General features: G+C 38.7%; 30 protein-coding genes. 19 read left to right on the forward strand and 11 right to left on the reverse strand.

All coding sequences use genetic code 11. The features are described from left to right. Positions 1–166 precede the first annotated feature (166 nt). The 3 genes from ABE65_RS04315 (at position 167) to ABE65_RS04325 (ending at position 3,558) form a co-directional block, all read left to right on the forward strand. Positions 167–2,560, forward strand: coding sequence for a penicillin acylase family protein (locus tag ABE65_RS04315; protein WP_066391671.1), 2,394 nt, complete (start codon positions 167–169; stop codon positions 2,558–2,560). A 93-nt stretch (positions 2,561–2,653) separates the two neighbouring features. Then, positions 2,654–2,944: a hypothetical protein gene (locus ABE65_RS04320; RefSeq protein WP_066391673.1), complete on the forward strand. Its 291-nt coding sequence runs from the start codon at positions 2,654–2,656 to the stop codon at positions 2,942–2,944. Positions 2,945–3,219: 275 nt separating this feature from the next. Further along, entirely contained in the window at positions 3,220–3,558 is a 339-nt protein-coding gene (locus tag ABE65_RS04325; RefSeq protein WP_066391679.1) for a VOC family protein, read from the forward strand. A gap of 135 nt (positions 3,559–3,693) precedes the next feature. Here ABE65_RS04325 and ABE65_RS04330 read toward each other — a convergent pair whose 3' ends face one another. Continuing rightward, complete coding sequence (locus ABE65_RS04330) at positions 3,694–3,945, reverse strand: hypothetical protein (protein WP_066391681.1); 252 nt, start codon at positions 3,943–3,945, stop codon at positions 3,694–3,696. A 181-nt stretch (positions 3,946–4,126) separates the two neighbouring features. Between ABE65_RS04330 and ABE65_RS04335 the strand changes: the two genes are divergently transcribed. After that, positions 4,127–4,378, forward strand: a complete 252-nt coding sequence (locus ABE65_RS04335) for an HPr family phosphocarrier protein (RefSeq protein ID WP_066391682.1) — start codon at positions 4,127–4,129, stop codon at positions 4,376–4,378. Between the two features lie 44 nt (positions 4,379–4,422). On the opposite strand, the gene ABE65_RS21745 is transcribed toward ABE65_RS04335, so the two are convergent. Next, complete coding sequence (locus tag ABE65_RS21745) at positions 4,423–4,581, reverse strand: hypothetical protein (protein ID WP_156499112.1); 159 nt, start codon at positions 4,579–4,581, stop codon at positions 4,423–4,425. Between the two features lie 223 nt (positions 4,582–4,804). Between ABE65_RS21745 and ABE65_RS04340 the strand changes: the two genes are divergently transcribed. Further along, the gene (locus tag ABE65_RS04340; protein ID WP_156499237.1) at positions 4,805–5,386 is read left to right on the forward strand and encodes a YitT family protein; all 582 of its coding nucleotides are present in this window, start codon (positions 4,805–4,807) and stop codon (positions 5,384–5,386) included. A gap of 51 nt (positions 5,387–5,437) precedes the next feature. On the opposite strand, the gene ABE65_RS21425 is transcribed toward ABE65_RS04340, so the two are convergent. After that, positions 5,438–5,611 carry a YjcZ family sporulation protein gene (locus ABE65_RS21425; RefSeq protein ID WP_082861284.1) on the reverse strand — a complete coding sequence of 58 codons (174 nt, stop codon included), beginning with the start codon at positions 5,609–5,611 and terminating at the stop codon, positions 5,438–5,440. Between the two features lie 180 nt (positions 5,612–5,791). Between ABE65_RS21425 and ABE65_RS04345 the strand changes: the two genes are divergently transcribed. Together ABE65_RS04345 and ABE65_RS22165 are read left to right on the forward strand one after the other, a co-directional pair. Then, the gene (locus tag ABE65_RS04345; RefSeq protein WP_228116273.1) at positions 5,792–6,091 is read left to right on the forward strand and encodes a hypothetical protein; all 300 of its coding nucleotides are present in this window, start codon (positions 5,792–5,794) and stop codon (positions 6,089–6,091) included. A 286-nt stretch (positions 6,092–6,377) separates the two neighbouring features. Beyond that, positions 6,378–6,548 (forward strand): aspartyl-phosphate phosphatase Spo0E family protein, encoded by a 171-nt coding sequence (locus ABE65_RS22165; RefSeq protein WP_370568694.1) that lies wholly within the window; start codon positions 6,378–6,380, stop codon positions 6,546–6,548. Here the strand turns inward: ABE65_RS22165 and ABE65_RS04355 are convergent, their stop codons facing one another. Then, complete coding sequence (locus ABE65_RS04355; RefSeq protein WP_066391687.1) at positions 6,549–6,743, reverse strand: hypothetical protein; 195 nt, start codon at positions 6,741–6,743, stop codon at positions 6,549–6,551. 154 nt (positions 6,744–6,897) lie between these two features. On the opposite strand from ABE65_RS04355, the gene ABE65_RS04360 reads away from it, so the two are divergent. The 7 genes from ABE65_RS04360 (at position 6,898) to ABE65_RS04390 (ending at position 17,160) form a co-directional block, all read left to right on the forward strand. Then, complete coding sequence (locus tag ABE65_RS04360) at positions 6,898–7,734, forward strand: aldo/keto reductase (protein ID WP_066391694.1); 837 nt, start codon at positions 6,898–6,900, stop codon at positions 7,732–7,734. Positions 7,735–8,041: 307 nt separating this feature from the next. After that, a complete protein-coding gene (locus ABE65_RS04365) occupies positions 8,042–8,992 on the forward strand; it encodes a ring-cleaving dioxygenase (RefSeq protein WP_066391696.1) in 951 nt (316 codons plus the stop codon). Continuing rightward, on the forward strand, positions 8,989–9,597 hold the full coding sequence (locus tag ABE65_RS04370; protein ID WP_066391698.1) for an alpha/beta hydrolase: 609 nt from the start codon (positions 8,989–8,991) through the stop codon (positions 9,595–9,597). The genes ABE65_RS04365 and ABE65_RS04370 overlap by 4 nt, the downstream gene beginning before the upstream one ends. A 148-nt stretch (positions 9,598–9,745) precedes the next feature. Next, the gene (locus tag ABE65_RS04375; RefSeq protein WP_066391701.1) at positions 9,746–10,357 is read left to right on the forward strand and encodes a flavin reductase family protein; all 612 of its coding nucleotides are present in this window, start codon (positions 9,746–9,748) and stop codon (positions 10,355–10,357) included. Positions 10,358–11,005: 648 nt separating this feature from the next. Then, the gene (locus tag ABE65_RS04380; protein WP_066391711.1) at positions 11,006–15,355 is read left to right on the forward strand and encodes a S8 family peptidase; all 4,350 of its coding nucleotides are present in this window, start codon (positions 11,006–11,008) and stop codon (positions 15,353–15,355) included. 167 nt (positions 15,356–15,522) lie between these two features. Beyond that, a complete protein-coding gene (locus ABE65_RS04385) occupies positions 15,523–16,545 on the forward strand; it encodes a Delta(5) desaturase DesA (RefSeq protein WP_066391713.1) in 1,023 nt (340 codons plus the stop codon). A 132-nt stretch (positions 16,546–16,677) separates the two neighbouring features. Next, on the forward strand, positions 16,678–17,160 hold the full coding sequence (locus tag ABE65_RS04390; protein ID WP_066391715.1) for a hypothetical protein: 483 nt from the start codon (positions 16,678–16,680) through the stop codon (positions 17,158–17,160). Positions 17,161–17,201: 41 nt separating this feature from the next. Here ABE65_RS04390 and ABE65_RS04395 read toward each other — a convergent pair whose 3' ends face one another. Next, positions 17,202–17,429: a hypothetical protein gene (locus ABE65_RS04395; protein ID WP_066391717.1), complete on the reverse strand. Its 228-nt coding sequence runs from the start codon at positions 17,427–17,429 to the stop codon at positions 17,202–17,204. 273 nt (positions 17,430–17,702) lie between these two features. Between ABE65_RS04395 and ABE65_RS04400 the strand changes: the two genes are divergently transcribed. Beyond that, complete coding sequence (locus ABE65_RS04400) at positions 17,703–18,125, forward strand: MarR family winged helix-turn-helix transcriptional regulator (RefSeq protein ID WP_066391724.1); 423 nt, start codon at positions 17,703–17,705, stop codon at positions 18,123–18,125. A gap of 78 nt (positions 18,126–18,203) precedes the next feature. Here ABE65_RS04400 and ABE65_RS22295 read toward each other — a convergent pair whose 3' ends face one another. The 3 genes from ABE65_RS22295 to ABE65_RS04410 all read right to left on the reverse strand — a co-directional run bounded on the left by ABE65_RS22295 (position 18,204) and on the right by ABE65_RS04410 (position 20,182). After that, positions 18,204–18,326, reverse strand: a complete 123-nt coding sequence (locus ABE65_RS22295) for a hypothetical protein (protein ID WP_255520062.1) — start codon at positions 18,324–18,326, stop codon at positions 18,204–18,206. Between the two features lie 157 nt (positions 18,327–18,483). Next, the gene (locus ABE65_RS04405) at positions 18,484–19,275 is read right to left on the reverse strand and encodes a class I SAM-dependent methyltransferase (protein ID WP_197480337.1); all 792 of its coding nucleotides are present in this window, start codon (positions 19,273–19,275) and stop codon (positions 18,484–18,486) included. Between the two features lie 106 nt (positions 19,276–19,381). Next, positions 19,382–20,182, reverse strand: coding sequence for an FkbM family methyltransferase (locus tag ABE65_RS04410; RefSeq protein WP_066391726.1), 801 nt, complete (start codon positions 20,180–20,182; stop codon positions 19,382–19,384). Between the two features lie 221 nt (positions 20,183–20,403). Between ABE65_RS04410 and ABE65_RS04415 the strand changes: the two genes are divergently transcribed. Then, positions 20,404–21,105, forward strand: coding sequence for a vanadium-dependent haloperoxidase (locus ABE65_RS04415; protein WP_066391729.1), 702 nt, complete (start codon positions 20,404–20,406; stop codon positions 21,103–21,105). A gap of 38 nt (positions 21,106–21,143) precedes the next feature. On the opposite strand, the gene ABE65_RS04420 is transcribed toward ABE65_RS04415, so the two are convergent. Further along, positions 21,144–21,998: a TIGR03943 family putative permease subunit gene (locus ABE65_RS04420; protein WP_066391730.1), complete on the reverse strand. Its 855-nt coding sequence runs from the start codon at positions 21,996–21,998 to the stop codon at positions 21,144–21,146. A gap of 15 nt (positions 21,999–22,013) precedes the next feature. After that, positions 22,014–22,925 (reverse strand): permease, encoded by a 912-nt coding sequence (locus tag ABE65_RS04425; protein ID WP_066391731.1) that lies wholly within the window; start codon positions 22,923–22,925, stop codon positions 22,014–22,016. A 206-nt stretch (positions 22,926–23,131) separates the two neighbouring features. On the opposite strand from ABE65_RS04425, the gene ABE65_RS04430 reads away from it, so the two are divergent. Continuing rightward, positions 23,132–23,959, forward strand: a complete 828-nt coding sequence (locus ABE65_RS04430; protein WP_066391732.1) for a VanW family protein — start codon at positions 23,132–23,134, stop codon at positions 23,957–23,959. Between the two features lie 54 nt (positions 23,960–24,013). On the opposite strand, the gene ABE65_RS04435 is transcribed toward ABE65_RS04430, so the two are convergent. Next, positions 24,014–24,718 (reverse strand): hypothetical protein, encoded by a 705-nt coding sequence (locus ABE65_RS04435; protein ID WP_066391733.1) that lies wholly within the window; start codon positions 24,716–24,718, stop codon positions 24,014–24,016. A gap of 213 nt (positions 24,719–24,931) precedes the next feature. Here ABE65_RS04435 and corA point away from each other — a divergent pair, with 213 nt between their 5' ends. Together corA and ABE65_RS04445 are read left to right on the forward strand one after the other, a co-directional pair. Continuing rightward, entirely contained in the window at positions 24,932–25,885 is a 954-nt protein-coding gene (gene corA / locus ABE65_RS04440; RefSeq protein ID WP_066391740.1) for a magnesium/cobalt transporter CorA, read from the forward strand. A 64-nt stretch (positions 25,886–25,949) separates the two neighbouring features. Then, complete coding sequence (locus ABE65_RS04445; RefSeq protein ID WP_066391742.1) at positions 25,950–26,381, forward strand: YflT domain-containing protein; 432 nt, start codon at positions 25,950–25,952, stop codon at positions 26,379–26,381. The last annotated feature ends 74 nt before the right edge of the window (positions 26,382–26,455 follow it).

The raw sequence follows: 26,455 nt of genomic DNA on the forward strand, positions 1-26,455 counted from the left end.
TGTTGAGATATTCGACATAATCGTGAAAATCCTGTCTTTATTTAGTGAAATTAGGCGAAAAGTATGGAGGGATTTCAACACATTTACTTTTCTCAATTTTTTACAGGGGAAATCCGTCACATTATAGAATGTAATTAGGAAGATTGTAGTGGCAGGGGGTCTATAGGTGGAGAGTACGCTTCAGAAAAAAAAGTCTGTTAAACGGTTATCTTGGAAAAAAAGTTTAGTGATCATCGGAATGGCTATCGTTGTCATCCTAGCGGTTGCAGCGGGTACAGCTTATTTTTTGCTGCAAAAAAGCAAGCCTGTAATCAGTGGGGCTATTCCTCTAACCGGACTTCAAGCAAATGTAGATGTTTATAGAGATAAAGACGGGGTTCCTCATATTGAAGCGAAATCAATGAAAGATTTATTCATGGCTCAAGGTTTTGTAACCGCTCAAGACAGGCTGTTTCAAATGGATTTGAGCAGAAGGCAAGCCTCAGGAATGCTCAGTGAAGTTATTGGGGAAAAAACACTCACTCGTGATAAGTTTTTTAGGACACTAGGTTTAAGGAGAGCGGCAGAAGCTTCTTATGATGAGTATTCTTCAGAAATGAAACAATATTTGTCATGGTACGCAGATGGTGTGAACGCTTATATGAACCAAGCGAAGAAGAATAACACGCTACCTGTAGAATTCTTGCTTGTTGGGTATGAGCCAAAGAAATGGACGCCAGTTGATTCGCTCGTAATTGGAAAATATATGGCTTTCGATCTTGGTGGACATTGGGAAGGACAAGCGTTTCGTTATTACTTAACAGAAACGTTTTCTAAGGAAAAAGCTCTAGACTTATTTCCAGGATATCCGAAGGACGCGCCAACCATTTTAGACAATCTGCAAACAGAAGTCATTGATTTTGAAAAAAGTTTCGCAGGATCGGTCATTCCAAACTATCATAATGGCAGTAACAATTGGGTAGTTTCGGGCAAAAAGACGAAATCGGGTAAACCTCTCCTTGCCAACGATCCTCACCTCTCATTAGGAACACCGTCTATCTGGTATCAGGCGCATCTAAAAGCTCCTGATTATGAGGTTTCTGGTGTTATATTTGCAGGAATACCAGGCATCATTGTGGGTCATAACAAGACGATCGCGTGGGGGGTTACGAACGTAGGGCCGGATGTTCAGGAACTATACGTAGAAAAAAGAAACTCAAAGAACCCTTATGAATTTCAGTACTTAGCAAATTGGGAAGAAGCTGAGGTGGTAAAAGAGAAAATTAAAGTAAAGGACAAAGTGGATATCGATTACGAAGTAGTGATCACAAGGCATGGACCCATTATCTCTGAATTTGCACATCATGATAAACCAGGTACAGCTCTCTCGTTAAAATGGACAGCTCTTCAACCGTCAAAAGAGCTCGAAGCTGTCATTATGATGAACCGCTCAAAAAACTGGACTCAGTTTGAAAAAGCGCTGGAATCGTTTCATACACCTGCACAAAATTTTGTTTTTGCGAGTACAGACGGAACGATTGCATACAAAGCAAACGGGTTGATCCCTATTCGGAAACAAGAGTATACGTCACTTCCTGTTCCGGGATGGACAGATCAATATGAGTGGGAAGGATATATCCCGTGGGATGAACTGCCAACAAGTGTTAACCCAGAAAAGGGATATATTGCGACTGCGAACAATAAAGTTACTGCTGATTCATATCCTTATCATATTTCAGATACATTTGCTCAACCTTATCGGCAACAACGAATCGTAGAAGTTCTTGAAGGGAAAGAAAAGCTTACGGCAAAAGACATGAAATCTTTGCAATTTGATCAAAAAAACAAGCAAGCAGAAGAGATGCTGCCTATTTTTATTCAGCAAGTAATGAAAAAACCATTGGACGATAAAGAAAAGAAAGTGATCTCCCTTCTACAAAGATGGGACCATACCGATAGCAAAGACAGTGCTGCTCCATTAATCTTTCATATCTGGATGAGTAAATTTAGTGATGAGTTGTTTAAGGAAGAAATTAGTGAAGAGATGCTGAAGATGTTTGATGGTAGAGAACAAGTGGTGGACGAACTGATCAGAAAGGCGAACGCTGGGGATGCCGGTCCATGGATTAGAGAGAATGGTGGGTTAGAAAAAGTAACCCAACTCTCTTTTGAATCGATGATTACCTTTCTATCAGAAGAATTTGGGGAAGATCCATCGAAGTGGGAATGGGGAGACTTTCATAGGTTAACCTTTGAACATCCTCTTGCTGCGATCAAACCTTTACATCTTTTATTTAATCCTCCTACACAAAGTATGGGAGGAAGTAGAGTGACAGTTGGTGTAGCTGGATGGGACCGTGAGACGGGCAACATTACACACGGTGGAGCTTGGCGCATGGTCATCGATATGTCTGATACATCCAGATCATATCATGTAGTTGGGCCAGGTCAATCCGGCCATGTACTTAGCCCGTGGTATAAAGATCAGGTTGAAGATTGGGCAACAGGAAAGTATCACGAAACGGATCTAGATCAGAAAAAAAGGCCAAAGGATCAGCATCTCGTTTTGAAGCCAGAGTAGAAAAATAAAATCAGTTAGACTCTTGTCTCTGTCAAAATAACAGGTTGGACATATGGTGTAGAGAAGGCAAAAACAAGCTGGGAGGTTTACCCTTTGTCATACCAAACGTATCAACTGTGCCGTAGTTATTTAGGCAGATCAGTCTTTATTGATTGTCATTGTGGCACAAGATATCATGGTGTTCTAAAGCACGTAGATGAGAGTAAAGCGTATATTCTACCGTATAGTTCAGAGAGTCAGGACGAGAGCAGCGACCGCTTCTTTTTTGCTCCTGCACTAGTAGGACTAACACTTGGAACCATCGCAGGTCTTGCGTTAGCACCACGACCGTACCCGATCTATCCTGTTTATCCACCATATCCATATCCACCTTATCCGTATTAAGATCGACAAGACTGATTTCATACTACACACAACGTGTAGAGAAATCAGTCTTTTATTATCCCTCTTAAAAAGTTTTTAGATAACTCCGAGTGTGAGCGAACATCTATCATTTTTGAGAGAGAGCATGCATACAAAAACAGTCTTTTAAAATAAGGCTTTTTATAAAATAGAGCAGGAAATGAGGAAGAAGAGAGGGAATTTAACGAATACATAAAATGAATCATGAATATAAATCTAGCACATGATCACGAATTTTTTACGAGGGGGTTTTTGATATGAAGCTCGCGTTCTTGTTTCACCCAGTAAAAGATTTACAAGAGTCACAGCAATATTATGAAGGGCTCGGCATGACAGAAGCATGGCGTGAAGGTAATCAAGTACTAGGGATGTCGATGAAGGATTGCGAAGTGCAGCTGATGATTGAAGAAGATGAGCATGATCTTGGTCCTGGAGGCGTGTTTTTGGTAGATAGTGTAGATGACTTTTATCATGAACATGAGGCTAAGTTGAACTTTGTTAAAATACCTTGTACGATACCTCCGGGAAGGTATGCCATCTACCTAGACGCGACAGGAAATCCTATCCGAATTATTGATTCAACGAATAAAGATTAGATATTAGAAAAACACCATTCAGCTTCGAATGGTGTTTTTGATTTGCTGTTTATAAAGCTTCTGATTTTTAGAGTTACCTTTTCCTGCAAAAAGTGAACAACCTGGATTGGGACTATTTATATAGAGCGGAAATCTCTAATGATAAAAATCATCATTTTCGTTTATTGCTGGATCATGTAGGTCACCAACAAAATTTAATAAGCTATCCCCTTCAAAGTAAAAAGGTTCTGTATCCTCTAACCAACTTCTATACTCTTGGAAATCTTGATTAAAATCTCCTGAAAAGAAACGGTGTGCTACTTCGTTTGTTAATGTATCAATGATCACGATACCTCTATAACTTTGGCGATCAGGTTCATCATAATCGCATGCTATGTAATAGGCCATTTATTTACTCCTTTTTCAGTCATACTCATAATGTTGCAAATTAGTTCTTTTTTCATACCATTATATTTCAGTTTCTACATAAATTGAATGCATAAGCCATAAAACTCTAACATGGAGTTAAAACGCTCTTTACAATTCGTTAGTAAAATAAAAATGAAGAGGACTGAAAGAGGGTCATACAATGAAAACTTATTTTATGGTACAAAAAAAAATCAGACCAACTTGGATTCATGAAATGGTAGTCAAAGCGAATGAGTTTGAACAATGCCAGATCTTTTTTGAATGCAATAAGTTAAGAATCAATGCTAAAAGTCACCTCAGTATGAGTCTTTTAAATGGCATGCAAGGGGTCTGTTGTGTTTCTGCAACTGGAGAAGATAGCAGAGGTGCAGTAGATGCATTACGCAGTTTAGGAACAGGTTCATTAGCATAAAAATATAAATGCAAATAAAAAAAGCAGTCATATGACTGCTTTTTTTATTTGCATTTTTTAGGCTGAATCACTGATCGGTTTTCATGGAACTTCTTCTGAATAAAGACATCTCCAACTACTGAGCGTGCCTGTTCAGCTTCTTTATGTTCTTCACGTGCTTTTTGTTCAAGCATCTTAATTTCTCTTTTATTATGCTGTGTCAATTTTCTTGTCCACCTTTCTGCTGCTCCCACATATCGTGTTATTCCCGCAAAAGAGATGAACAGGGCCCTATTCCTCTAAAAAGGAGTAATCATTAAAAAGATATGCCGTGACATCTGTTTATATGTGTTCTATTTTTCTGAAACATCTTGTATTTCAAGTTAAACGGTCTAATATGAGAGTAGGAATAACTCGGAATGAGAAAGGATTTTTATTTTGCAACGAATGATGTGGTTAACGTTTGGTGCTTTACTGCAAGGACTCGCTATGGCAGTATTTCTTTTTCCTCACCATATCCCTTCTGGTGGTGTGGCGGGTATAGCTATACTAAATGACTATTTTTTCGATGTATCACTAGGTTTAACGTTATGGACGATGAACTTTGGATTATTATTGTTGGCGATAAACAAGCTTGGAAAACAAACCGCATTGTGGACCATCTATTGTGTGGCTGTTACTTCCATCGTGGTAGGTTGGATGTCTTCTCATGTTACAAGCCCCTTAAATGGTACACTTATTGATGTAATATACGGAGCGATTATTTTCGGAACAGGAGTGGGTATTCTCTTTCGATTCGGTGCTTCTTCAGGGGGGATGGATATCGTTGCCCTTATTCTTGCTAACTGGACAGGTAAAAAGCCAGGTAGCATACTCTTTTTGATCAACAGCTTTATATTATTAGGTACATCGTTAACTCTGGGTCTTGAAATTATTATATTCGCATTCATTTGCCAATGGATTAGCACAAGACTCATTGATTTTGTTAGGACGGTATCACTAAAGAAAACAGCAAAACCGTTTATGTAATAAAAAGAGGTGCGGATACAAGACCCGCACCTCTTTTTGCTGCACATAAAATTAGCAATCTTTGCCTTTATATGCCCACGAACAGCCAACAATAATCAGAAGGACAAATAGAACTACTATGATCGCAAAACTCTTGCCATAACCTCCGCCACCACAATAACCATATCCGCCACCATATACTGGTGCGTTTGCAAGTGAAGCATTTACCGGTGAATTTGCATACATTCTAAAAACTCCTCCTTAAAAGTGTACTTTCGACTTCGATACAGTATATGTAAACTTCAGAAAGCGTGTATGGACAAAAGTTTAGTTATAGAGGAAATAGGCAGATGTAATATTTGAAAAGAAAATGTGATGTTACGATTGTATATAAATGGGGTAAATGTAAGCAAGGAGGCGTTATACATGCAAACTACAACTCAAACTCAAATGAAAACAACGAGTAAGTTATTGAAAACACAATCTTGGGCCTTGATTGGTCTTGGTACAGGAGCGTTAGTATGGCTCTCTTTCAAACCAAATCGAATTAAAACAAAAATGAAGTTTAAAGATATGAAACGCAGAGTTCGACCTGATCACATCGATCGTACGCAACTGCCGATCAATAAAGCAGGTCATCCTGATCCGATGGATGTTGATGATAACAAGATGGTAGAAGAAGGAGCAATGTACTCTGTAAACTATTATAATGACAGAAAAGGTTAAAAGGATGGGGAGTCGCCCATCCTTTTTTCTTTTATATAAAAAACATATGTTTTACCTTCAATTCCGTTTTAAAATGCTAGTTTCATGTTTGAGAAAGTAGGCGAATGCGGCTGAAACATGAATCATATTGAAGGAAATATTGGGTATTTGTGACGATAAGTCATGTAAAAAATTGTCCGCTTTTGTAAGATTACTTCTTCTTTTGCAGAATCTATTTTCAAGGATAAAAAAAGCGTTCATAATGAGCAAGAGGTATATAAAAACGACACAAGAGGAGCGGATTTTCGTGGAGAAAAAAGAATGGAATAACTCTCTTCTCATGGAATGTATAAAAGAAAAAAAAGAGAAGCTGGTTGAAGTTGCAGATCGCAATGGTTTAACCAGCAATGAAACGGTTAAATGCAGTCAAGAATTAGATGTATTGCTGAATGTGTATCAAAGACAATTTTCTTTTTAATTATCTTTTATTGAAGATGAGTTCATCTGTTAGTTGATCGATACGAAGTAGAATCGCTTTTTTTGTTACTAAAGGATAGTTACAGTGAAATTCTGATAAAAGTTCACGTATCTCCTGAATCAGGGTAATTTCTTGTTCAGGCATAGATTTAGATGATTCACTTTTAGTCTTAAATTGAATCAGATTGTCCTTCACACCAACACCCCATTTTCATATTGTGTTGGATACTACTTCCATAGAAGGTTTTAAATACCTTCTGAAAGTCGAAATGTTTCCTTTCTACAGCAGAATGTGACAATATCTGTTTAGGGAACAAAATTTGGCTTTTAAATGGGAGGCTATTAAACAGATGACAACGATTAAATCATTGCAGGATACGACTGTCTTACACAATGGAGTTAAGATGCCATGGTTTGGACTTGGTGTATTTAAAGTTGAAGAAGGACAAGAAGTAATTGATTCTGTTAAATGGGCAATTGAAGCGGGATATAAGAGTATTGATACAGCAGCGATCTACAAAAATGAAGAAGGTGTTGGACAAGCGATAAAAGAAGCGGGTGTTCCTCGCGAAGAATTGTTCATCACAACGAAAGTATGGAATAAAGATCAAGGTTATGAATCAACGCTTGCAGCGTTTGAAGAGAGCATGAACAAACTCGGACTAGAGTATTTCGACTTGTATCTTGTTCACTGGCCTGTAAAAGACAAGTATAAAGAAACGTGGCGAGCACTAGAAAAACTATACAAAGACGGAAAAGTAAAAGCGATTGGTGTATCAAACTTCCAAGTTCATCATCTAGAAGATATCTTGGCAGATTGTGAGATCAAACCGATGGTGAATCAGGTAGAATACCATCCCCGATTGGCACAAAAAGAACTTCTTTTATTCTGTAAGGATAACAACATCCAATTAGAAGCATGGAGCCCGCTGATGCAAGGTGAGTTGCTAGAAGAACCTTCATTGGTAGAACTAGCAGAGAAGTACGGAAAATCTGTAGCTCAGATCATCCTTCGTTGGGATGTTCAAAATGGCGTTGTAACGATTCCGAAATCCATTAAACAACACCGCATCGTAGAGAATGCAGATATCTTTGATTTTGAACTATCTTTAGAAGATATGGCGAAGATTGATGCGTTAAATGAAGATCGTCGCATCGGTCCAGATCCAGACAACTTCGACTTTTAAAAAGGGGTCTGACCCCAAACAAATACAACAATTCAAATTTGTCCACTTGGAATCTACAGATTCCAAGTGGATTTTTTTATTACATCGATAGTCGAAATGACCTCACTTAAATGTTGTTTTCCTTACGTATAAAGGGTATAAGCTTAAGTAAACTAAAGTACGTACATAATGAGTATGGGTTAGAAGTATTAATAAATTTTGAGTCTTTTAAAACAATTCAATATAGTTACTTGACAAAAGTAAGTGATAAATCATATACTTAACTTACAAAAAATAAGTTACATGATATTGAAAGGATGTTTTGGATATGACGATGCATACAGATGGGATTCACCATATCACGGCGATTGTTGGTAATCCCCAAGAGAATGTAGATTTTTATGCTGGTGTTCTCGGCCTAAGACTTGTTAAGAAAACGGTTAACTTTGATGACCCAGGAACGTACCACATTTATTTTGGAGATGAGGGAGGAAGTCCCGGAACGATCATGACGTTTTTCCCTTGGCCGGATGCTTATAGAGGAAGAGTAGGTTCTGGCCAAGTTGGAACTACATCTTTTGTAGTCCCGGAAGGTTCCTTACCATTTTGGGAAGACAGGCTTGTAAAATTCTCTGTAGAGTATAAAAAGACGGTTCGTTTTCAAGAAGAATATTTAGAATTTCTCGATCCTCATGGATTGCGACTAGAAATTGTTGCAAGACAAAGAGGGAAGAACAGTGAATGGTCATTTGGCGATGTAACTGCACAACACGCCATTAAAGGGTTTGGTGGAGCCATACTCCTTTCTGCTGCTCCACATGAGACTGAACGAGTTCTTACAGAAGTGATGGGTTTAGAAAAAGTGGGGCAAGAAGGAGATTACATCCGGTTTCACGCTAAAAGTGACATTGGTAACGTAATTGATATCAAATTATCTCCAGAAGCAAGGGGAGTAAGCGGAGTAGGAACCGTTCACCACATTGCTTGGCGAGCTTCTTCCTATGAAGAACATGAACAATGGCAGCAACATGTAAAACAAAAGAAGTTTCAAGTAACAGAAATCATTGACCGACAATATTTTAACGCAATATATTTCCGTGAAGCAGGCGGCATACTCTTTGAAATTGCAACAGACCCACCAGGATTCACTCGGGATGAGCCAGAAGACGAGCTAGGAAAGAAATTATTGCTTCCACCGTGGCTAGAGGCTCATCGAGAACAAATTGAGAGTCATCTACAACCTGCTGAAGCAAGAATTTTAAAGGAGGATATCCAATGATTCATCTATTTAAAGAAGGAACAGACTTAAACAAGCCGGTACTTTTGTTATTACATGGTACAGGAGGAAATGAGAAAGACTTACTTTCACTAGCCGAAATGATCTCACCAGAATCATCCGTATTGAGTGTCAGAGGAAACGTTTCTGAAAACGGTATGCCGAGATTTTTCCGTCGTTTAGCTGAAGGTGTATTTGACGAAGAAGATTTAATCTACCGTACAAAAGAGCTTCATGAGTTTATTGATGAAGCAGCAAATAAATATTCGTTTAATCGCGACCAAGTAGTAGCTGTCGGATATTCGAACGGTGCTAACATTGCAGGTAGTTTAATCTTTCACTATGAAAAAGCATTAAAAGGTGCCATCCTTCATCATCCGATGGTACCTAGACGCGGAATTGAGCTTCCAAAGCTAGATGGGCTTCCTGTATTTATCGGTGCAGGAAATAATGATCCGATCTGCCCGCCTCAAGAAACGGAAGAATTAGAACAACTTTTGAACAATGCTGGGGCAAACGTGCACCTGAAATGGGATAACATGGGGCATCAGTTATCAAGAGCTGAAGTAGAAGAAGCAGCCGAGTGGTTTAACAAAAACTTGCTATAAGACAATTTTGTTAAAAGAATGTCAAAACATCAGTCGATTAGATGATGAAAAGTGCTAATTGTTACAATTGTGACATTTAAAAAATATATGGAATTCGATATGTTCATGCACAGCGTATAAATAAAAAGAGAAAAGCGGGTGAAGATTCATGAAGTCTATCGATCCTCAAGATTTATCTGTAAAAGAAAACTATAAGTTTCTTACTGGTAGCATTATTCCCAGACCGATTGCATTCGTTACAACACTTTCATCAGAAGGCGTGCTCAACGCTGCACCGTTCAGCTATTTTAATGCGCTAACTTCCAATCCTCCTCTCATCGCTATCTCCATTGGGAGGAAAGATGGTATACAAAAGGATACATCGCGGAATGCAGAAGAGCTAGGTGAGTTCGTCGTTCACATTCCAGACGAAACGTATATAGAAGCTGTAAATCAAACCGCTGCGAATTTGGAGTCAGATCAAAGTGAAGTTGAACTTGCAAACTTAACGAAGGCTGAATCAGTAAAAGTGGGAGTGCCTGGCATTGCCGAATCAAAAATTCGAATGGAATGTGTAGTCGAACAGATCATTCCACTTGGTGGTTCACCTGAAAAGCCAGCTACTGACCTCTTAATCGGAAGAGTGGTTCATTATCATATCTCAGATGAGCTCTATCAGAATGGAAGAATAGATGCTGAAAAGCTAAAGCCAGTTGGCAGATTGGCAGGGTCGAATTACGTAAAGCTAGGAGAGACATTTTCGCTAGAAAGACCAGAATAATAATCATTCTACCTTCCTCATTAAGAGGGAGGTTTTTTTGAGCATTCAAGTTTTTAAATAAAAAATACTCTGTCAAAAAACGACAGGATCAGATTGCGAAATGCAGATCGTGTTACAAACTTTTGAACTTCAAGTATTTCATAACCCCCTTACTAGGAAGATATACCGTTTTTTCCGACACAAGACCTGCATCTGTAGAGGGAGAAACGCCTCATGGATGAACATGTGAACCTTCTGAACTCCGTACGTTTGCAAAAAAACAAAGAAAATATTGGAATTAATCTAGTTTCATTTTAATAGAGCTAAAGGGACTGTGTCCTCATTTTTCTCTTGCATGATTTTATATTACAAAAATAAGTAGATATGTACCGTGCCATAAGTTTTGTATTCTAGTAAAAATATGAAAATAGAGAAAAATGACAAATCAATAGTCACGAAATAAAAGGTAATCAGTCATACAAAGGATTTATTTTCCAATTAGTAGTACTTTCTACGACAAAATATTACATAATCTTACAGTGTCTTTCCGTTAACCTTTATATAACAACAAAGAATTACTATATTTTCATAAAAATTATAGGAGGTGTGACACAATTCTTGCTAGGTTAGGTCAACCAAAATCAAATTAACCAGGGAGGGAAAAGTTACATGAGTAAAAAACGAAGAAAAGTACGTTGGCTTTCCGTATTTTTAGCTTTTTTAATGATTGTTCCAATGATGTTCCCATCTCAATCGAATGCTGCAACTACTAAAGGTAAGGCTTCTACTTCAGCGAAAGAGGCAGCATTAGAAGGAAAGACGAATAAGGTTGCAAAGAAACTGAACGAGCAATTCAGCAAGAAGGATAAAGTTACATTCCTCATTAAGTTCAAAGAACAAGTAGATACGGCTGCCGTAGCGAAAAAAGCTATGAAAGATGCTAAATCTCAAAAACTCTCTTCTAATCAAACAAAACTTATGAAGCGTTCAACGATCGTTTCTACCCTTCGCGCAAACGCGCTTGAAACTCAACAGCACACAAAAAAATACCTAGAAAAACAAGAAAAAGCAGGTAAAGCTGAAAAGATCCAATCTTTTTATGTTGTTAACGGTATGGCCGTTACGGCGACAAAAGAAGTAATGGAAGAGATCGCAGCTTTTCCAGAAGTTGAAAAAGTACTTCCAAACGAAACAAGACAGCTTATTCAACCCGTAAGTTCTGTAAAACTTCCAGAAAAGCAACTTCCTAAATCATCACTACAGGTTCAACCGAAAAACGATACTTCTTCTATTGAATGGAATATCGAACGTGTAGGAGCTCCTGAGGTTTGGGGAATGGGTATTGATGGGGCAGGTACAGTGGTTGCCAATATCGATACAGGTGTTCAATGGAATCACCCCGCATTAAAAGAAAAGTATCGCGGATACAATCCTCAGAATCCAGATGCAGCAGATCATCAATTTAGCTGGTTCGACCCAGTGGGTGGCCAAGCTACACCATACGATGATGATGGACACGGTACACATACGATGGGAACAATGGTAGGTGCTGAACCGAATGGAGGCAATCAGATCGGTGTTGCGCCAGGTGCAAAATGGATCGCTGTAAAAGCCTTTTCTGCTTCAGGTGGAACGGATGCTGATCTCCTTGAAGCGGGTGAGTGGATCTTAGCTCCAAAAGATGCACAAGGTAACCCTCATCCTGAAAAAGCGCCAGATGTTGTAAACAACTCATGGGGTGGCGGGTCAGGACTGGATGAATGGTACAGAGAGATGGTACAAGCTTGGCGTTCAGCTGAGATTTTCCCAGAATTCTCTGCAGGAAACACGACGATCTTTAACCCAGGTGGTCCAGGATCAGTTGCCACTCCTGCAAATTATCCAGAATCCTTTGCAACAGGTGCAACGGACATCAATAACACTTTAGCAAGTTTCTCACTTCAAGGACCTTCTCCATATGACGAGACAAAACCTGAAATCTCAGCACCGGGAGTAAATATCCGGTCAGCGGTTCCTGGAAGTGCATATGAAGGTGGTTGGAATGGTACTTCAATGGCCGGACCACACGTTTCAGCAGTGGTTGCTTTATTAAAGCAAGCTGACTCAAGTCTGACTGTTGAAGAGCTTGAAGAGATCTTGTTGAATTCAGCCACTCCTCTTACAGATGCTACTTTCCCTGAATCTCCGAACAATGGATATGGACATGGACTTGTGAACGCATTTACAGCCGTATCTTCAGTAGTAACTGGATTAGGAAGAATTGAGGGAACTGTAACGAAAGAAGGAGAAGACAATGAAGCTCCTTCCATTACACATGAAGGACCAACTGAATCTTACAAGGAGATGCCGTTAAATCTTGAAGCAGAAGTTTCAGATAACATTAGTGTCACTTCAGTTGCATTAAGTTATCAGAACGAAGACGGAAGCTGGACAGATGTCGCTGCTGAACGTACAAGTGGAGATTATAAATCAGGTACGTACAGCGCTTCTATTCCAGGATCAGCATTAACGGGTGATTCCATTGTCTATAAATGGACAGCCATCGATTTTGGAGGAAGTTCCGTTTCAACTGATAACTATACAGTTGCACTGCTACCTGGAATCTCTTCAGGATACAGTGAGGATTTTGAAGGAAATCCTACAGGATGGACATCTTTTGGAGCAAATAACAGCTGGGAGCATGGTGTACCAACAAGCGGACCTGGTGCAGCATTCTCAGGTGAAAAGGTATATGCTTCAAGCCTTGCTGGAAACTATGCGAACAGTGCTAACATGACACTTGTTATGCCTCCAGTTGACCTTCCTGAAGGGAACACATACCTTCAATTTAAACAGTGGCACGATCTAGAGCGTAACTATGATTACGGTCACGTGTTTGTATCAACAGATATGGAAAACTGGACTCAAAAGCTTCGCGTAAACTCTACTTCCGGTGGTTGGATTGACGGAGAAGTAGATTTAAGTGAATATGCAGGTCAACGCATTTACGTTGCGTTCAATGTAACTTCTGACGGTTCAGTCGTTAAAGCGGGCTGGTACCTAGATGATGTGAAGTTGCATGACCAACCGATTACACCAACGAAAAAAGCAAAACTTGGCGGAGCACCAGCAGTTGAAAAAGCGCCTATGTCTCAAGCAAAACCAAAAGTGGATCCATCTAAAATCAAGCCGATGAAACCTTCTTCTGAAAAAGAACCTTCAAAAGATGGTAAGGGTGCTCCACTAGCACTTCCGATGCGTGCAGAAGTTAGTGTTCTTGAAACAGGACGTTCTGTTTACACGAATCCTCAAGATGGTTCGTATAGCTTAACGCATGCTGCAGGAACATATACTGTACAAGCAGAGGCGTATGGTTTCCGTTCGCAAACACAATCAATCACACTAGAAGCAGACGGAACAGCACGTGCGAACTTTACACTTGAAGAAATTCCAAGAGGAACCGTGTCAGGTACGGTTACGAATGAGGTGACAGGAGAACCGATCGCAGGAGCTACTGTGATGCTCATGGAAGATGCTGCGATTGCACCTGTACAGACGAATGAAGATGGTACGTATGAGATCTCTGCCTATGAAGGCGAATACACGCTTAAAGTTCTTGCACCTTCTTATTATGGAGAAGAAGTTTCTGTTACCGTTTCTGGTGGCGAAACAACAGATCAAGACATCGCGTTAAAGCCTTTCATCGGTTATCCGGGTGAGATTGGGTATGACGATGGTACAGCTGAAAATGCACGTGCATGGAATGCAGCAGGAAACGCTTGGGCAGTTAAGATGTCTTTAGCAGATGGTAATGAAAAAGCGGCTGTAACTGGAGGCCTATTCCGATTCTGGGATACAGAGTGGCCAGTACCAGGTGGGACAGCGTTCCAAGTAGCTGTATACGATGCAAGTGGACCAGATGGAACACCAGGTAAAAAGCTCGCTGGACCATTTGATGCTACAGCATTACGTAACGGAGAGTGGACACATGTTGACTTAAGTCAGCACGGCATCATGGTAGAAGGAGACTTCTATATGGTGTACATCCAAAACTTTGCAAACCCGAACACGCCAGGTCTTGCAACGGATGAAGATGGAGAGTGGTCAGGACGAAGCTTCCAAAGCTTGAGTGGGGCATGGTCTCAATCTCCAGAAGATGAAGGTAACTATATGATCAGAGCGACTGTAAACTATGAAGTAACGGCACCATCCATTACTTCTCCAGTCGATGGATCGTATACAAACGACGAAAAAGTAACTGTAACAGGTAACGCTGCTCCAACCACTACAGTGGAAATCTACAGAGACGGAGAAGAAGTAGCTACTGCTGAAACGACAGACGAAGGTACGTTCTCTGCTGAAGTTATGTTAGAAGAGGGCGCTAATACGTTGACTGCCAAAGCAGTAACAGATAGTGGTTCAACAGATGAATCAGCTCCGGTAACTGTGACGCTGGATCAAACAAAGCCAAAAGTGAGTATCACATCACCGGCTGATGGTATGAAGACAAACCGTGAATCTGTAACCGTAAAAGGTACAGTTGATGAAACCAACCTTGATTGGGTTAAAGTTAACGGACAAAAAGCGCAAGTTGACGAAGATGGCAACTACAGTCACCGCATGCTTCTAAATGAAGGAGAAAATGTAATCAAAGTGGTTGCGCTTGATAAAGCTGGAAATCGCCACTCGAAGACGGTAACCGTTTATGCGAAGTTCGAAGCTCCAGTGGTTGAGAACTTGAAACCTGACACAGACAAAGAGCTGAAGAGCGGGGAGTCTGTGAAGATTGAATTTGACAGTGCGCCAGGATTGGATGCAGTATTCGTTATCCATATGCCGCTGACAAATGCTGGTGGATTAGCAAATGCTACAGAGCTTCCGATGCGTGAAACGTCTGAAGGTCATTACGAGGGCTACTACACGGCAACTACAAATGTTAAGGCACCAGGTGCTGTTGTTGAAGTGATCGCTTCAGATGATTATGGCAACAAAACGAGCGAAAGAGCATCAGGCAAACTTTACATCAACGCAAAAAAATAAAAAATTACAGTTTATTTTCCGGCCTTCTCCCTTGTGAGTGGCCGGTTTTTACGTGGTTTTAGTACCAAGTCATATAATAAGTTCATAATTCGACAAATATAGGTGGGTGCTAAATCAAAAATATGTGATAAGATAGGGAAGATGTGAAGTTAAAGGAGACTGATTTAATGAGCGAACATTCGAAGTACGACATTCGTGAATGGAAGAAAAAATTAGCACCATTTGAGCGCCCGCGTATATCAGCAAGTGTATGGCAGTTAGTTAATTCAGTAGGACCATTCTTAATCTTATGGGTATTGGCTTATTTGAGTTTAAATATATCATTTTGGTTGACACTGGTCTGTGCAGTGCCGGCAGCCGGCTTTTTAGTTCGAACATTTATCATTTTTCATGATTGCACACATTATTCATTTTTCAAAAGCAGAAAAGCGAATCAGATCGTTGGAATTTTTACTGGTCTGTTTACATTTTGTTCGTATGAACAGTGGAAAAACAGCCATGCAACACACCATGCAACGAACGGAAACCTTGAGAAACGTGGGGTTGGTGATGTATGGACAATGACGCTTCAAGAGTACGCAGAAGCTTCTTGGTTTAAACGATTACAATACAGAACATACCGAAACCCGATCGTGCTCTTTTTGATCGGACCACTATACATTTTCTTGATCGATTATCGATTTAATGCAAAGAATGCTTCAAAGAAAGAAAAAATACATGTTTGGTTGACGAACATCGCATTAGTAACAATTGTATTAGCAGTTGGATTTGCGATTGGCTGGAAAGCTTTCTTATTAGTTGAACTTCCGATCTTCTACATTGCAACTTTTTCTGGAGTTTGGTTGTTTTATGTTCAGCATCAATTTGAAGATGGGTATTTTGAGCATAACGAAAAATGGAACTATGTTGAAGCCGCTCTTAAAGGAAGTTCATTTTATAAACTGCCAAAAGTATTACAGTGGTTTACAGGGAACATCGGTTTCCACCATGTGCATCACTTAAACTCTCGAGTGCCGAACTATCACTTAGAAAAAGCACATAAAAGTGATCCGAGACTTCAAGATGTACCAACGCTTACTCTACTAACTAGCTTAAAATCATTAACGTTTAAGCTTTGGTGTGAGCAGTCTAAGAAGTTTATCGGAAATCGTGATATTCGTAATTTTATCCGAAAAAATAGAGCTGCATAAATACACGAAGAAGTCATTCTCACTACGTTTAACTAAAACGTGCGGGGAGTGGCTTTTTTATTAGGCACCTTTTGTGTACTTACTTTCATAATATACATACATGATGACTCCACAGGAAAGAGGAGATATGGAATGAAGTTGAATGTTCAATATATTCATCTATCTAAAATCAAGCCGGATTATTCGATAAAATTAACGAATCATGTAAAGATGCTTAAAAATCGAATGTGGGACTCTATGCATATGCTCGTGGTAAAAAAAGATAAGAAGAATGAATTTAGTATTATAAGCGGAAATGACCGTTATGAATATTTAAAAAAGCACACAAAAACGAATTACGCGCTATGTATGATTGATGAACATCCTACGAAAACAGGCATCAAGAACTGGTTGCAGCGCATGAAAGGAATTAAAAAGAAAGAGCAAGAAAAAAATGAGAGCAAGGTGAGTCAAACCGCTCTGTCAATCATTAAGTGTTTCGTGAAAGAGGAACCACGTTATCATGACCTGTCACTTAGCAAACGGTTAAAAGTGCTCTTACTTGCTGTTCGATATAAAAAAACGGTAATAGGTTCTATGAAGTCAAAAGTAGATGACTTAATAAATAACAATTAATACAAAAAACAAGCACCTCATTGAAGTCTGAGGTGCTTGTATTAGTTCATATCCCATAAATCACTAAGTTTAGTAGTAGGATCAACCTTTTTTACAGCATATAATATCTTGCGTATACTAATCATTCTTGGGTTTTTATTTGGATTATAGGTGAGCTCCTCGATCGTTTGTCTTTCGATACCGGAAGTTCGGGTTAACCATTCAGTATCTTTATTATGCTGTTCGAGCCACATACCTAATTTGCTGCGTTTCTGCTCCACTCTGTACATATTTGATGATACCCCCAAACATTTTATTCACACATTTTATCTCTATAACTAAGGGGTACCCGAATACAAAGACAATTAAACCTAAAAACTTACACGATAATGAGTCTTTATTACTAAAAAACCTCTTAAGACTACAGAATACGTCAAAAACTATCTTTTTCCGTAAAGCGTTTATAGGTAAAAGAACCTATTGTGATGCTGAGTCTATTTTTCTGAAAATTATTTTATTTTTTTTGAAGAATACTTTATAGTGAAAACAAGGTGGTGTTTACTTTGGAGGATGTCAGGGATCTGCTGCAGAACTTGAGTAGAAAATACGAAACGTTGCAAAAGAATAGCTGTCGTTTAGTAGAAGAAGATTTGACTTTGGCACTTAGTCATATCCTTTATGAGATCAGTAAGCACTCAGAGCCTTCTATGCAATACATCGCAGATAACGTTGGGGTTGATATCACGACATTCAGCAGGCAAGTGAAGTCCTTAATAAGAATGGGTCTTGTTGTGAAAAGAGTGAATCCATATGACAAAAGAATTTTCATTCTGCAATTAACAGAAAAAGGAGTTCATTCATTATCTCATCTGAATACGATCTTAAGTACACGTCTCAATCAAAATATTGAAGGGCTCTCTGAATTTGAAAAAAACACGATCATGCAAGCTTTAAAAATATTAACAAAAGCAATCACTCATAAATAAGAAAGAGTATCTGCATAAAAATCAGATACTCTTGTTTCAAAATAAAGGAATTATATGATGGCGATATCTTTATCTTTTTTAATGTTTATCTTTCCTTGCTGAAAGAAGAAAATGGACAAGCAGCTGTTGAAGATGCTGATCTTGTATGTTTTTCTTTGTGAAATGACGTTTCACAAGATGACGGATGATCACTTCACTCATTTTCTTTTCCTCCCTTCTTGGTTTTCTCCATAATTCTCTCTCAATCGATAAATATCCTCTTAATTGTCGAAACAATAGTACAGCTTTCCTATGAATACTTTGAAGAAAGGGAAAACAGGACATTTGAAGGGGGAGTGCTAATTATTCGGTAAATCATCTAGTAGTAATTCTTCTTTCTAGCTAAAAATAGTGCAACTGCATGTGTTTTTGTAATAACACCTGAATTTTGCGTGACAATCACGTTTTTGATTTCTTGATAGAGTGATTCTTTTGGTTCAGAAGGCAATAGTTGGTGACCGGAATGGGTATCTAATAGTCCTACATATTCTTCAGCTGTATAAGTTTGGTTCCATGTGTATGTATGTGTTCTTAAATCTAGAAACGCTCCTGATTCCAGCGTTTGTTTACTTTGCTTCTCAATAAATTCAGCTAGTGTAGGAGCATGGCTGTCTTCTAAGTGAGGAGCATAAGATTCATATGCTTTACGAATAGACTTGTAAACCGGTTCATGGGAAGGGATATGAACAAACCAAAAGAGCGCTAGTACCCCATCCTCTTTTAATAGAGAAGCTGCTTTTTGATACCCGGTATCATGAGGGATAAAGTGAAAAGCAGTTCCAGAAAAAACAAGATTGTATTTGTCCTTTTCGGGATGGTTCCAATCTTCAAAACTAGAATGGATGACTTCAATGGCTGGATAAGATGCAAACTTTTTCTGAGTCAGCTGTGCTAAGTTATGTCCATATTCAATGCAAGTGATCGTGGAGATGCCCTGTTTTACAAAACCCTCTGTAGCTTTACCCGTTCCACTTCCTATTTCCAAAAGAGTATCGTCCACATCAAGGTTTGCATAACGAATAATCTCTTCAAAAAGCTCTTGTGGATAAGTTGGTCTGTACTTTTCATAAGAATCGGCCACAACGTTGAACGATTGTTTAAGCAACGTCATCAAGATCATCTCCTCACGTTTTAAGGAAAATGATACCAAAAGGAAAGTTGGTTGAATAGAGGCAATTCTAACGAAAGAAAAAAGGTGCGCATTCGGCAACACCTCATCAAAGTTTTAAATTAAAAGGAGTGGTGGTGAAAAGTAGTTCTATTGGGGCGTCATTCTTTAAAAGAGCTTGAAGCAATTTCGATTTTTCGATTCTCTTTAAAGGTGAGAAATAAATGTAATCATACATATCTAAACTGTTTATGAGTTTTTTTACTTTCTTTATATAGGATTTTCGTAGTTTCCGAGCTGAATAATCGGGACATCTTTTTATCATTGAGCTTTTTAAAAATTCAGGATGAAGTGATAGATAAAGAGGTGGCTTGTACCGTTTTAAATATTTCTGCATGGAAGGAATGAGTAAATATTCCCCTCCTTCAATATCCATTTTGATGAGTGATAGATCCGTGATCTTATATTCACGCACTAATTCTTTAAGGGTACTAACGGCAATAGTTTGAAACTCATCTGACAATGATTGAACCAAGCTTGAACTAGAATCACCAAACTGTGTTCGTTTATATAAGTTCATCGTCCCTGACTTATAAGAAAGAGCTTTGTTAATAATCGTGATTTTTTCTTCAAGTTCAGAATTTAACTTTATATTTTTTTTCAATGCTTCATAGGCTACTGAATCGGGTTCAACGCCAAACGAGTGTTTTGCTTTATTTGCTGCATAAAGTAAAGTTGGTCCGACCCAAGAGCCGATATCTAAATAATTTCCATCGGGATGTAAGTAATGATCCAAGACTTGAAACGTAAAGTCTTCCCAATGATTAGGAAAAACAGTATTCCAAAAATATGCGAACTGTTTATCATCAGTCACGTTAAAAGATACATCATTTTTAATAACGTGTTTCAAATCTTTCACCAACTTTCATTTAAAAAAGTTGCCACAAGCTGTAAGAGCTTGGCCAACTATACAACAGTATATGTATATACGTCACTTAAGGAACTTCATTTACTCTTAATCTCTTTCATTTCAAAAAAATGTTTGTTTAACTACTAATAGATCATTACCTTGTTCTAAAATTTTTGTCCCTTCACATAACATGAGGTATTACATGAAACAGGGGGGATGAAATGAGAAATTATTTGAGGTGGTCTGAAATACCTTATCCCGGTCAAAGCTATCCCCCGATACCTGTAACCCCAGAAGCAGGTAATTGGCCGATGTTTTTTATAGCACGAGAAGGTCAAACATTTTTGGACCCGTTTCGAAATCACATTACTTGGAGGATAAAAAATCCGAATACCATTGATTGGGCAAGTGAGCTGCAAATTGTACAGCAGTCCATGCAGCAGATTACACCTGAGCAGATACGTATTGCACAAATGTGGGCTGCAGGAGAGGTTAATAAACAGATCATCCCCATCGTATTTCAGATGATGGAAACGTATGGTCTTGCTTCAACAAAAGCGGCTCGATTTTTAGCGTTTTATCAAGCTGCTATCAATGATGCTTTCGTCATCACTTGGCATTTTAAATATCTTTGGGATGTTGCACGGCCTTGTCAATATGACAGAAACTTAAAGACGGTATTGATGACCCCGAGTTTTCCTGGGTATCCTTCCGCTCACGCAGTTATGGCCGGCTGTACTGAACCCATCCTAAGCTATTATTTTCCTCAAGAAAAAAATCGCATTCATCTCCTCATGGAAGAGTGTGCGATGTCTAGGTTATATGCAGGTGTTCATTTTAAAGTAGATAATGATGAGGGGCTGTCACTTGGAAGACAGCTCGGCGAAATCGTCGTGAATTTAATACGATCGCAAAATATATAAGCAAAAAGAAAAACCGGTCGTATGGTGTCCGGTTTTCTTTAGTATCCTCGATACACATATTCTTCTTTTGGTTTTTCAATCTCTTTCCAGTTCTTCACCTTTACATAAGGAATATCGGCTTTGAATGGCTGATAATATTGGGTCTCGATACTGCCTTCAATCTCAATCCATTTGTCATTAGAAAAAGATGTGCCTTTTGGGAATTCAACCATCATGCCAAAAACGCCAGAATCGGCAATACAGTGGATGATGCCAAAGCGTAGAAGAAAGAGTTCGTTCGATTTTGAAGTTTGATCTTCCGCGTTATACGTGAACCCTTTAAACTGAACCTGTTTTCCGAGGAAGATACCAGGTTTATAATAGATGCTCTCCATGCCTTTAAGATAATTCTGATCGTTTAACACTACTTGCTTTCCCTTTGTAAAAGGCTTTAGTTCTTGATCCATGATAGAATTGTAACTTTCTTTACCATAATAAACACTTGTATCAGGCTTCAAAAACTGGTGTTCACCAAAATCTCCCTCGTTCTCAAGGCCTTTAAAGTGGAACCCTTTCGTTTTTACAGTTTCAGAATCAAGAGAAGCGATAGGGAAGAATAACCCGGAAATGATCGGAAAAATGAGTATGCTGTTTACAGTCACATTCTTTAATCGAGAAGGTTTCTTATGATGATCATGTCCACAATCTGGAGTACATGAATCATCGTGTTCATGTTCACCATCCTCACTCTTTCCATAAATATAGAACTGGACGAGCGTTAGAAAACCTAGAATAAATATGGCAGAAAACGAGATATAGGAATACTTCATATTGATGTATTTGCTAATGTCACCTGTAGCATGCAGATGCATGAACAAAAAGGTAAATCCGATTAAGATCAAGATTCGAATCATAGAGTTGCACCTCCTCTAAAGAAATAGAGATCCAAGTAGAACAAGGATCGTTATATAAACAACAAGACTAACCACAAGTTTTTTCTTAAATGCAGCTAGCATCATAAGGACGTTCTTCACATCTAACATCGGACCATAGACTAAAAACGCAACGATCGAACCAATTGTGAATGTACTCTGAAACGAAGAAGCGATAAAAGCATCAGCTTCTGAGCAAAGTGAGAGTATAAAAGCTAATCCCATCATCACAAGTGAAGAGGATACTTCACCTTGTCCGATCTCAAGAAGCGTTGATGTTTTTACGTATGTTTGCATACTTGCTGCAATCAATGCACCGATCACCAAGTATTTTCCGACAGAGAAGAATTCTTCTACCGCGTGCACAAACGTACCTTTCAGTTTGTTATAAAAAGAAATCTTTGGCGTTGAAACCGTTGCTGCCGTCTCATTGTTTAACGGTGAGCGGGAAACAGCACTTAATTCATTCTTTAGTACATTTACATTTTTAAATTGAACGGCAAGAATAAATCCTAATAAGACAGCTACGATCATGGCAAGAGAACCTCTATAAATCATAACTTCCCATCTGTTTCCGAACGCTACATATGTTGAAAATAAAACGACAGGGTTGATGATCGGTCCTGTTAGCATAAAAGGTATGGCCGCAAAAACAGGAACACCTTTTTCGATCAGCTTTCTTGTGATTGGTACGATTCCGCACTCACACGCTGGGAAAATGGCACCTAAAACAGCCCCAAACAAAACCGCACCTATCTTATTCTTAGGCATGATTCGTGCTACCATCTCCTCAGTGACAAACATCTGTATGAAACCTGCGATGAGCACCCCAATCAGGACGAACGGTAGTGCTTCAATGAGGATGCTTATAAATACGGTATTCATCTGTAAAAACGATTTGTCGAGCATCCAATCATTCCTCCAACTCTATAAACTACCTATCATCATAAAATATAAACTTTATGAAGTAAATTTTTATTTTGCAATATCCACACTATAACGTAAAGTCCGAAGGAAAATAAATGGCTAATAAAGAATTAGAAGATAATGGGAAATGGGGTCTGACCCCAAACAATTTATTTCCCACATAGAAATTGAGCAAAAGGGGTAAGGGCATGAACCATTTTGACCTGTGTCCGAAGCGGCGTTCTGCTTTACGAATCTCGATAGGAAAAAAGTATTATATGCTTAGAAGATATATAGAATGGTTTACAGATGAAAAGACGTATGCCAAAACCAGAAAGAGTGAACAACTTCCATTTGTACATTCTTCGCATCAAACGATTCTTCTGCGTAAGTTAAAAGATGTAGAGATGTGGTACCAGCATAATAAAGTGAAAAACCTCAACATTGCTATCAAAAAATTAAACGGAATCGTGATTCAACCTGGAGAAACATTTTCGTATTGGAAGAGCATTGGAACGACTACACGCGCGAAAGGGTATGTGGATGGTATGGTCTTGTTTTATGGGAAGTTTAAGAAGGGAACAGGTGGCGGGCTCTGTCAGCTCTCAAACCTGATCTATTGGATGACTTTGCATACTCCGCTTTCAGTAACCGAACGTCATCGTCACAGTTATGATGTGTTTCCAGACTCGAAGCGTACCCAGCCGTTTGGAAGCGGAGCAACTTGTGCTTATAACTACCTAGACCTTCAAATTAAGAACACGACGAATCGACCCTACCAGCTGCACTTATATTTAACGGATACTCATCTAGTAGGAGAATGGCTGACAGATCAAGAACCTTTGCAATCATATGAAGTGTATGAAAAAGAACATTGGATCACGCCTGCTTATTGGGGTGGTTATTTAAGGCATAACCTGATTCATCGCAAAGTATTTAACCGTCAAAGAAAACAGATCGATGATGAATATGTTACGGAGAATCATGCCATCATGATGTACGAGCCATTGCTTGAAGCTAGTCAAAAGAACGCATAGCAAAAACCCTTGGCCCATTTTACGGCTGAGGGTTTGTTTAAATCCATTGATTCATTACCTTTCCTGTAAGTGAGTCAAGCCTAAAAGTTCCAACAAAGCCTCAGGTTTCATCTGTTTTCGTTCATCAGCTTTTTTTAACGTAAAAGAGGGTAGAAGGGGGTCATAATGAATCTCAATCTTTTCCCCGTTCACATCAACAATTCCAAATTCCTTTTGTAAAGGAGCATCGTCTTTATTTACAGCGTCTTCGTCGACCATTTTTATAAACTGTTCTATCTTATTTTGATCGGTAATCTTATTGCAATTAACTGCGTTTTTATTAAGGTAAACGCAAATGCTTCTGGGTTTCTGATCAATCCACATCGTCTTATGCAAAACGGGGTTTAGGTCAAAAGTAGTCTCAGTTTCGTTAGCATAAGGGTTCCAGCCACCACCAATATGGAGTTCTTTATCCTTTTTTTGAAATCTCAACATAAAACCTCCCGAATCTTTTATAGAAGCTTGTTTAAACACGAGCTTCCAGCCATGATTCGGAAGAGTGTCTCTATAAAATTCATAGATATTATTCCAATGATTTCCCTCTATCAAGTAATGATTTTCTTGAAACTCTAATCCATCGTATAGGGGGAGGTCGTTGCGATTCTCGGGAACTATGGAAACTGATGAGTAACGATCTTTTTCTAGCACGTACTTATATATTGCGACACTTGAGATTATCAATAAAATGAAGACAAAAGATAGTACGATTCTTTTTTTCAACGTTAACCATCCCCCTTATTTACTCTCTTTCATTTTAACAGATTAAGGAAATGTGAAGATTGTTTAATCATTACTAGGTACCGTTTATTGATTGTCAAAATAAAAAGCTTAGATTATTGTAGATAAATGTTAGATTTATAAACAAATGTTTCAAACCACTGAAAAAAGTTAAAGAAATTAGGAAAATGATAATAAATGAAAGAGGGTGTAATCATGGTCCGAACAATCGCTATCATCGATCATAAAGTAATTATTAATCCACCGTTTCGACAGATCAATGAAATGAAACCTGATTGGTTCTGGGTTGACTTTGACTGTCCGACATCAGGTGAAACCAATTTATTGCGCACTTTTTTTGACTTCCATCCCCTTGCTGTAGAGGACTGTGTGAATGCCTTGCAACGTCCAAAAGTAGAATTTTACGAGGGTCATCTGTTTTATGTGGTGCACGCTTTAGACAAAAAGACACTTGAAGCAACTGAGGTTGATATCTTTACAACAAAAAACTGTGTGGTTACGTATCATAAAACAAACGTTCCTGAGATTGATTTTGTATGGAAGTATTTAAGTGGTCTCGAGACTGTTCCGCCTGAACTTGGTAAAAACGAACTTCTTCATAAATTGATGGATAAACTAGTAGATATGTATTTTCCCATTATGCATGAACTAGAAGAACGAGTCATTTCCATCGAAAGCAATGAAGATGATGAAGCACCTAAAATCATTAATCAGATCTTTGATATTAGAGGAGATCTCTTAACATTAAGAAAAACGGTCGTGCCAATGCGTGAGCTTCTGTATCGGATGCTGGAATCAAAACGAGTGGGTTTAGATGCAGAAGAAAGGTCCTATTTTCATGATATATACGATCATCTTCTGAGGTTAACAGATATGATGACTTCTGCCAGAGAGATGACATCAGATATTCGTGATAATTATATTTCTCTTAACTCTTACCGTATGAACAATATCATGAAAACATTAACCGTAATCACAACAATTTTCATGCCGCTAACGTTTATTGCGGGTCTTTATGGGATGAACTTTGTAAACATGCCAGAGCTGCAAACAAAAAATGGCTATTTCTATGTACTAGGTTTTATGGTCTTATTAGGCGCGATTATGTCCATTTGGTTCAAGAAAAAAGGATGGTTCGAGCAAGACTGAGTACCGTTTAAAAAATGTTTAACAGGGGAACCTACTTGTAAAGAACCGTTTGGAGGGAAACCAAATGAAAAAAGATATTATCGGTACATATACAAAAGAAGAAGAAGCGGTTGGCGCAATCAAAGCATTAGTGGAAAAAGGATATCATCCATCTGATATTTCAATCGTTGCGAAAGATGATGAGATGGTTGATCAAGTTGCAGATGAAACTCATGTAAATGAAAGAAAAATTACGGAAGATGATGCAGACAGTGCGACATACGGCACAATTGCAGGTTTTCTAACCGGTATTGGTGGAGGAATTGCCGTGCCGGGCCTAGGAGTACCAGGGGTCGGGCCACTTCTTGCAGCTGGACCTTTTGCTTCGATGTTTGATCACGATGAAGCGGATATGAAAGAAATCCTGAAGAACATGGATGTTTCGGAAAGTGATGCAGAGCGTTATATGCAAGATCTACAAGATGGCAAGATTTTAGTTATGGTTGAAAGAAAATAACGACTAAATCGGGAGGCACCTTTAATAGGTGTCTTTTCTCTTTTTTGAAACTTTTTCCATGGTTTATTCGTATT

The organism is Fictibacillus phosphorivorans (assembly GCF_001629705.1).
In the GTDB taxonomy this organism is placed as follows: domain Bacteria; phylum Bacillota; class Bacilli; order Bacillales; family Fictibacillaceae; genus Fictibacillus; species Fictibacillus phosphorivorans_A.

What these genes read in the sequence shown, in the direction of transcription:
- ABE65_RS04325 (WP_066391679.1), top strand. Translation starts at nt 3,220, where the DNA reads ATGAAGCTCGCGTTCTTGTTTCACCCAGTAAAAGATTTACAAGAGTCA.
- ABE65_RS04330 (WP_066391681.1), bottom strand. Translation starts at nt 3,945, where the DNA reads ATGGCCTATTACATAGCATGCGATTATGATGAACCTGATCGCCAAAGT.
- ABE65_RS04335 (WP_066391682.1), top strand. Translation starts at nt 4,127, where the DNA reads ATGAAAACTTATTTTATGGTACAAAAAAAAATCAGACCAACTTGGATT.
- ABE65_RS04340 (WP_156499237.1), top strand. Translation starts at nt 4,805, where the DNA reads ATGATGTGGTTAACGTTTGGTGCTTTACTGCAAGGACTCGCTATGGCA.
- ABE65_RS21425 (WP_082861284.1), bottom strand. Translation starts at nt 5,611, where the DNA reads ATGTATGCAAATTCACCGGTAAATGCTTCACTTGCAAACGCACCAGTA.
- ABE65_RS04345 (WP_228116273.1), top strand. Translation starts at nt 5,792, where the DNA reads ATGCAAACTACAACTCAAACTCAAATGAAAACAACGAGTAAGTTATTG.
- ABE65_RS04360 (WP_066391694.1), top strand. Translation starts at nt 6,898, where the DNA reads ATGACAACGATTAAATCATTGCAGGATACGACTGTCTTACACAATGGA.
- ABE65_RS04365 (WP_066391696.1), top strand. Translation starts at nt 8,042, where the DNA reads ATGACGATGCATACAGATGGGATTCACCATATCACGGCGATTGTTGGT.
- ABE65_RS04370 (WP_066391698.1), top strand. Translation starts at nt 8,989, where the DNA reads ATGATTCATCTATTTAAAGAAGGAACAGACTTAAACAAGCCGGTACTT.
- ABE65_RS04375 (WP_066391701.1), top strand. Translation starts at nt 9,746, where the DNA reads ATGAAGTCTATCGATCCTCAAGATTTATCTGTAAAAGAAAACTATAAG.
- ABE65_RS04380 (WP_066391711.1), top strand. Translation starts at nt 11,006, where the DNA reads ATGAGTAAAAAACGAAGAAAAGTACGTTGGCTTTCCGTATTTTTAGCT.
- ABE65_RS04385 (WP_066391713.1), top strand. Translation starts at nt 15,523, where the DNA reads ATGAGCGAACATTCGAAGTACGACATTCGTGAATGGAAGAAAAAATTA.
- ABE65_RS04390 (WP_066391715.1), top strand. Translation starts at nt 16,678, where the DNA reads ATGAAGTTGAATGTTCAATATATTCATCTATCTAAAATCAAGCCGGAT.
- ABE65_RS04395 (WP_066391717.1), bottom strand. Translation starts at nt 17,429, where the DNA reads ATGTACAGAGTGGAGCAGAAACGCAGCAAATTAGGTATGTGGCTCGAA.
- ABE65_RS22295 (WP_255520062.1), bottom strand. Translation starts at nt 18,326, where the DNA reads ATGAGTGAAGTGATCATCCGTCATCTTGTGAAACGTCATTTCACAAAG.
- ABE65_RS04405 (WP_197480337.1), bottom strand. Translation starts at nt 19,275, where the DNA reads ATGACGTTGCTTAAACAATCGTTCAACGTTGTGGCCGATTCTTATGAA.
- ABE65_RS04415 (WP_066391729.1), top strand. Translation starts at nt 20,404, where the DNA reads ATGAGAAATTATTTGAGGTGGTCTGAAATACCTTATCCCGGTCAAAGC.
- ABE65_RS04420 (WP_066391730.1), bottom strand. Translation starts at nt 21,998, where the DNA reads ATGATTCGAATCTTGATCTTAATCGGATTTACCTTTTTGTTCATGCAT.
- ABE65_RS04425 (WP_066391731.1), bottom strand. Translation starts at nt 22,925, where the DNA reads ATGCTCGACAAATCGTTTTTACAGATGAATACCGTATTTATAAGCATC.
- ABE65_RS04430 (WP_066391732.1), top strand. Translation starts at nt 23,132, where the DNA reads ATGAACCATTTTGACCTGTGTCCGAAGCGGCGTTCTGCTTTACGAATC.
- corA (WP_066391740.1), top strand. Translation starts at nt 24,932, where the DNA reads ATGGTCCGAACAATCGCTATCATCGATCATAAAGTAATTATTAATCCA.
- ABE65_RS04445 (WP_066391742.1), top strand. Translation starts at nt 25,950, where the DNA reads ATGAAAAAAGATATTATCGGTACATATACAAAAGAAGAAGAAGCGGTT.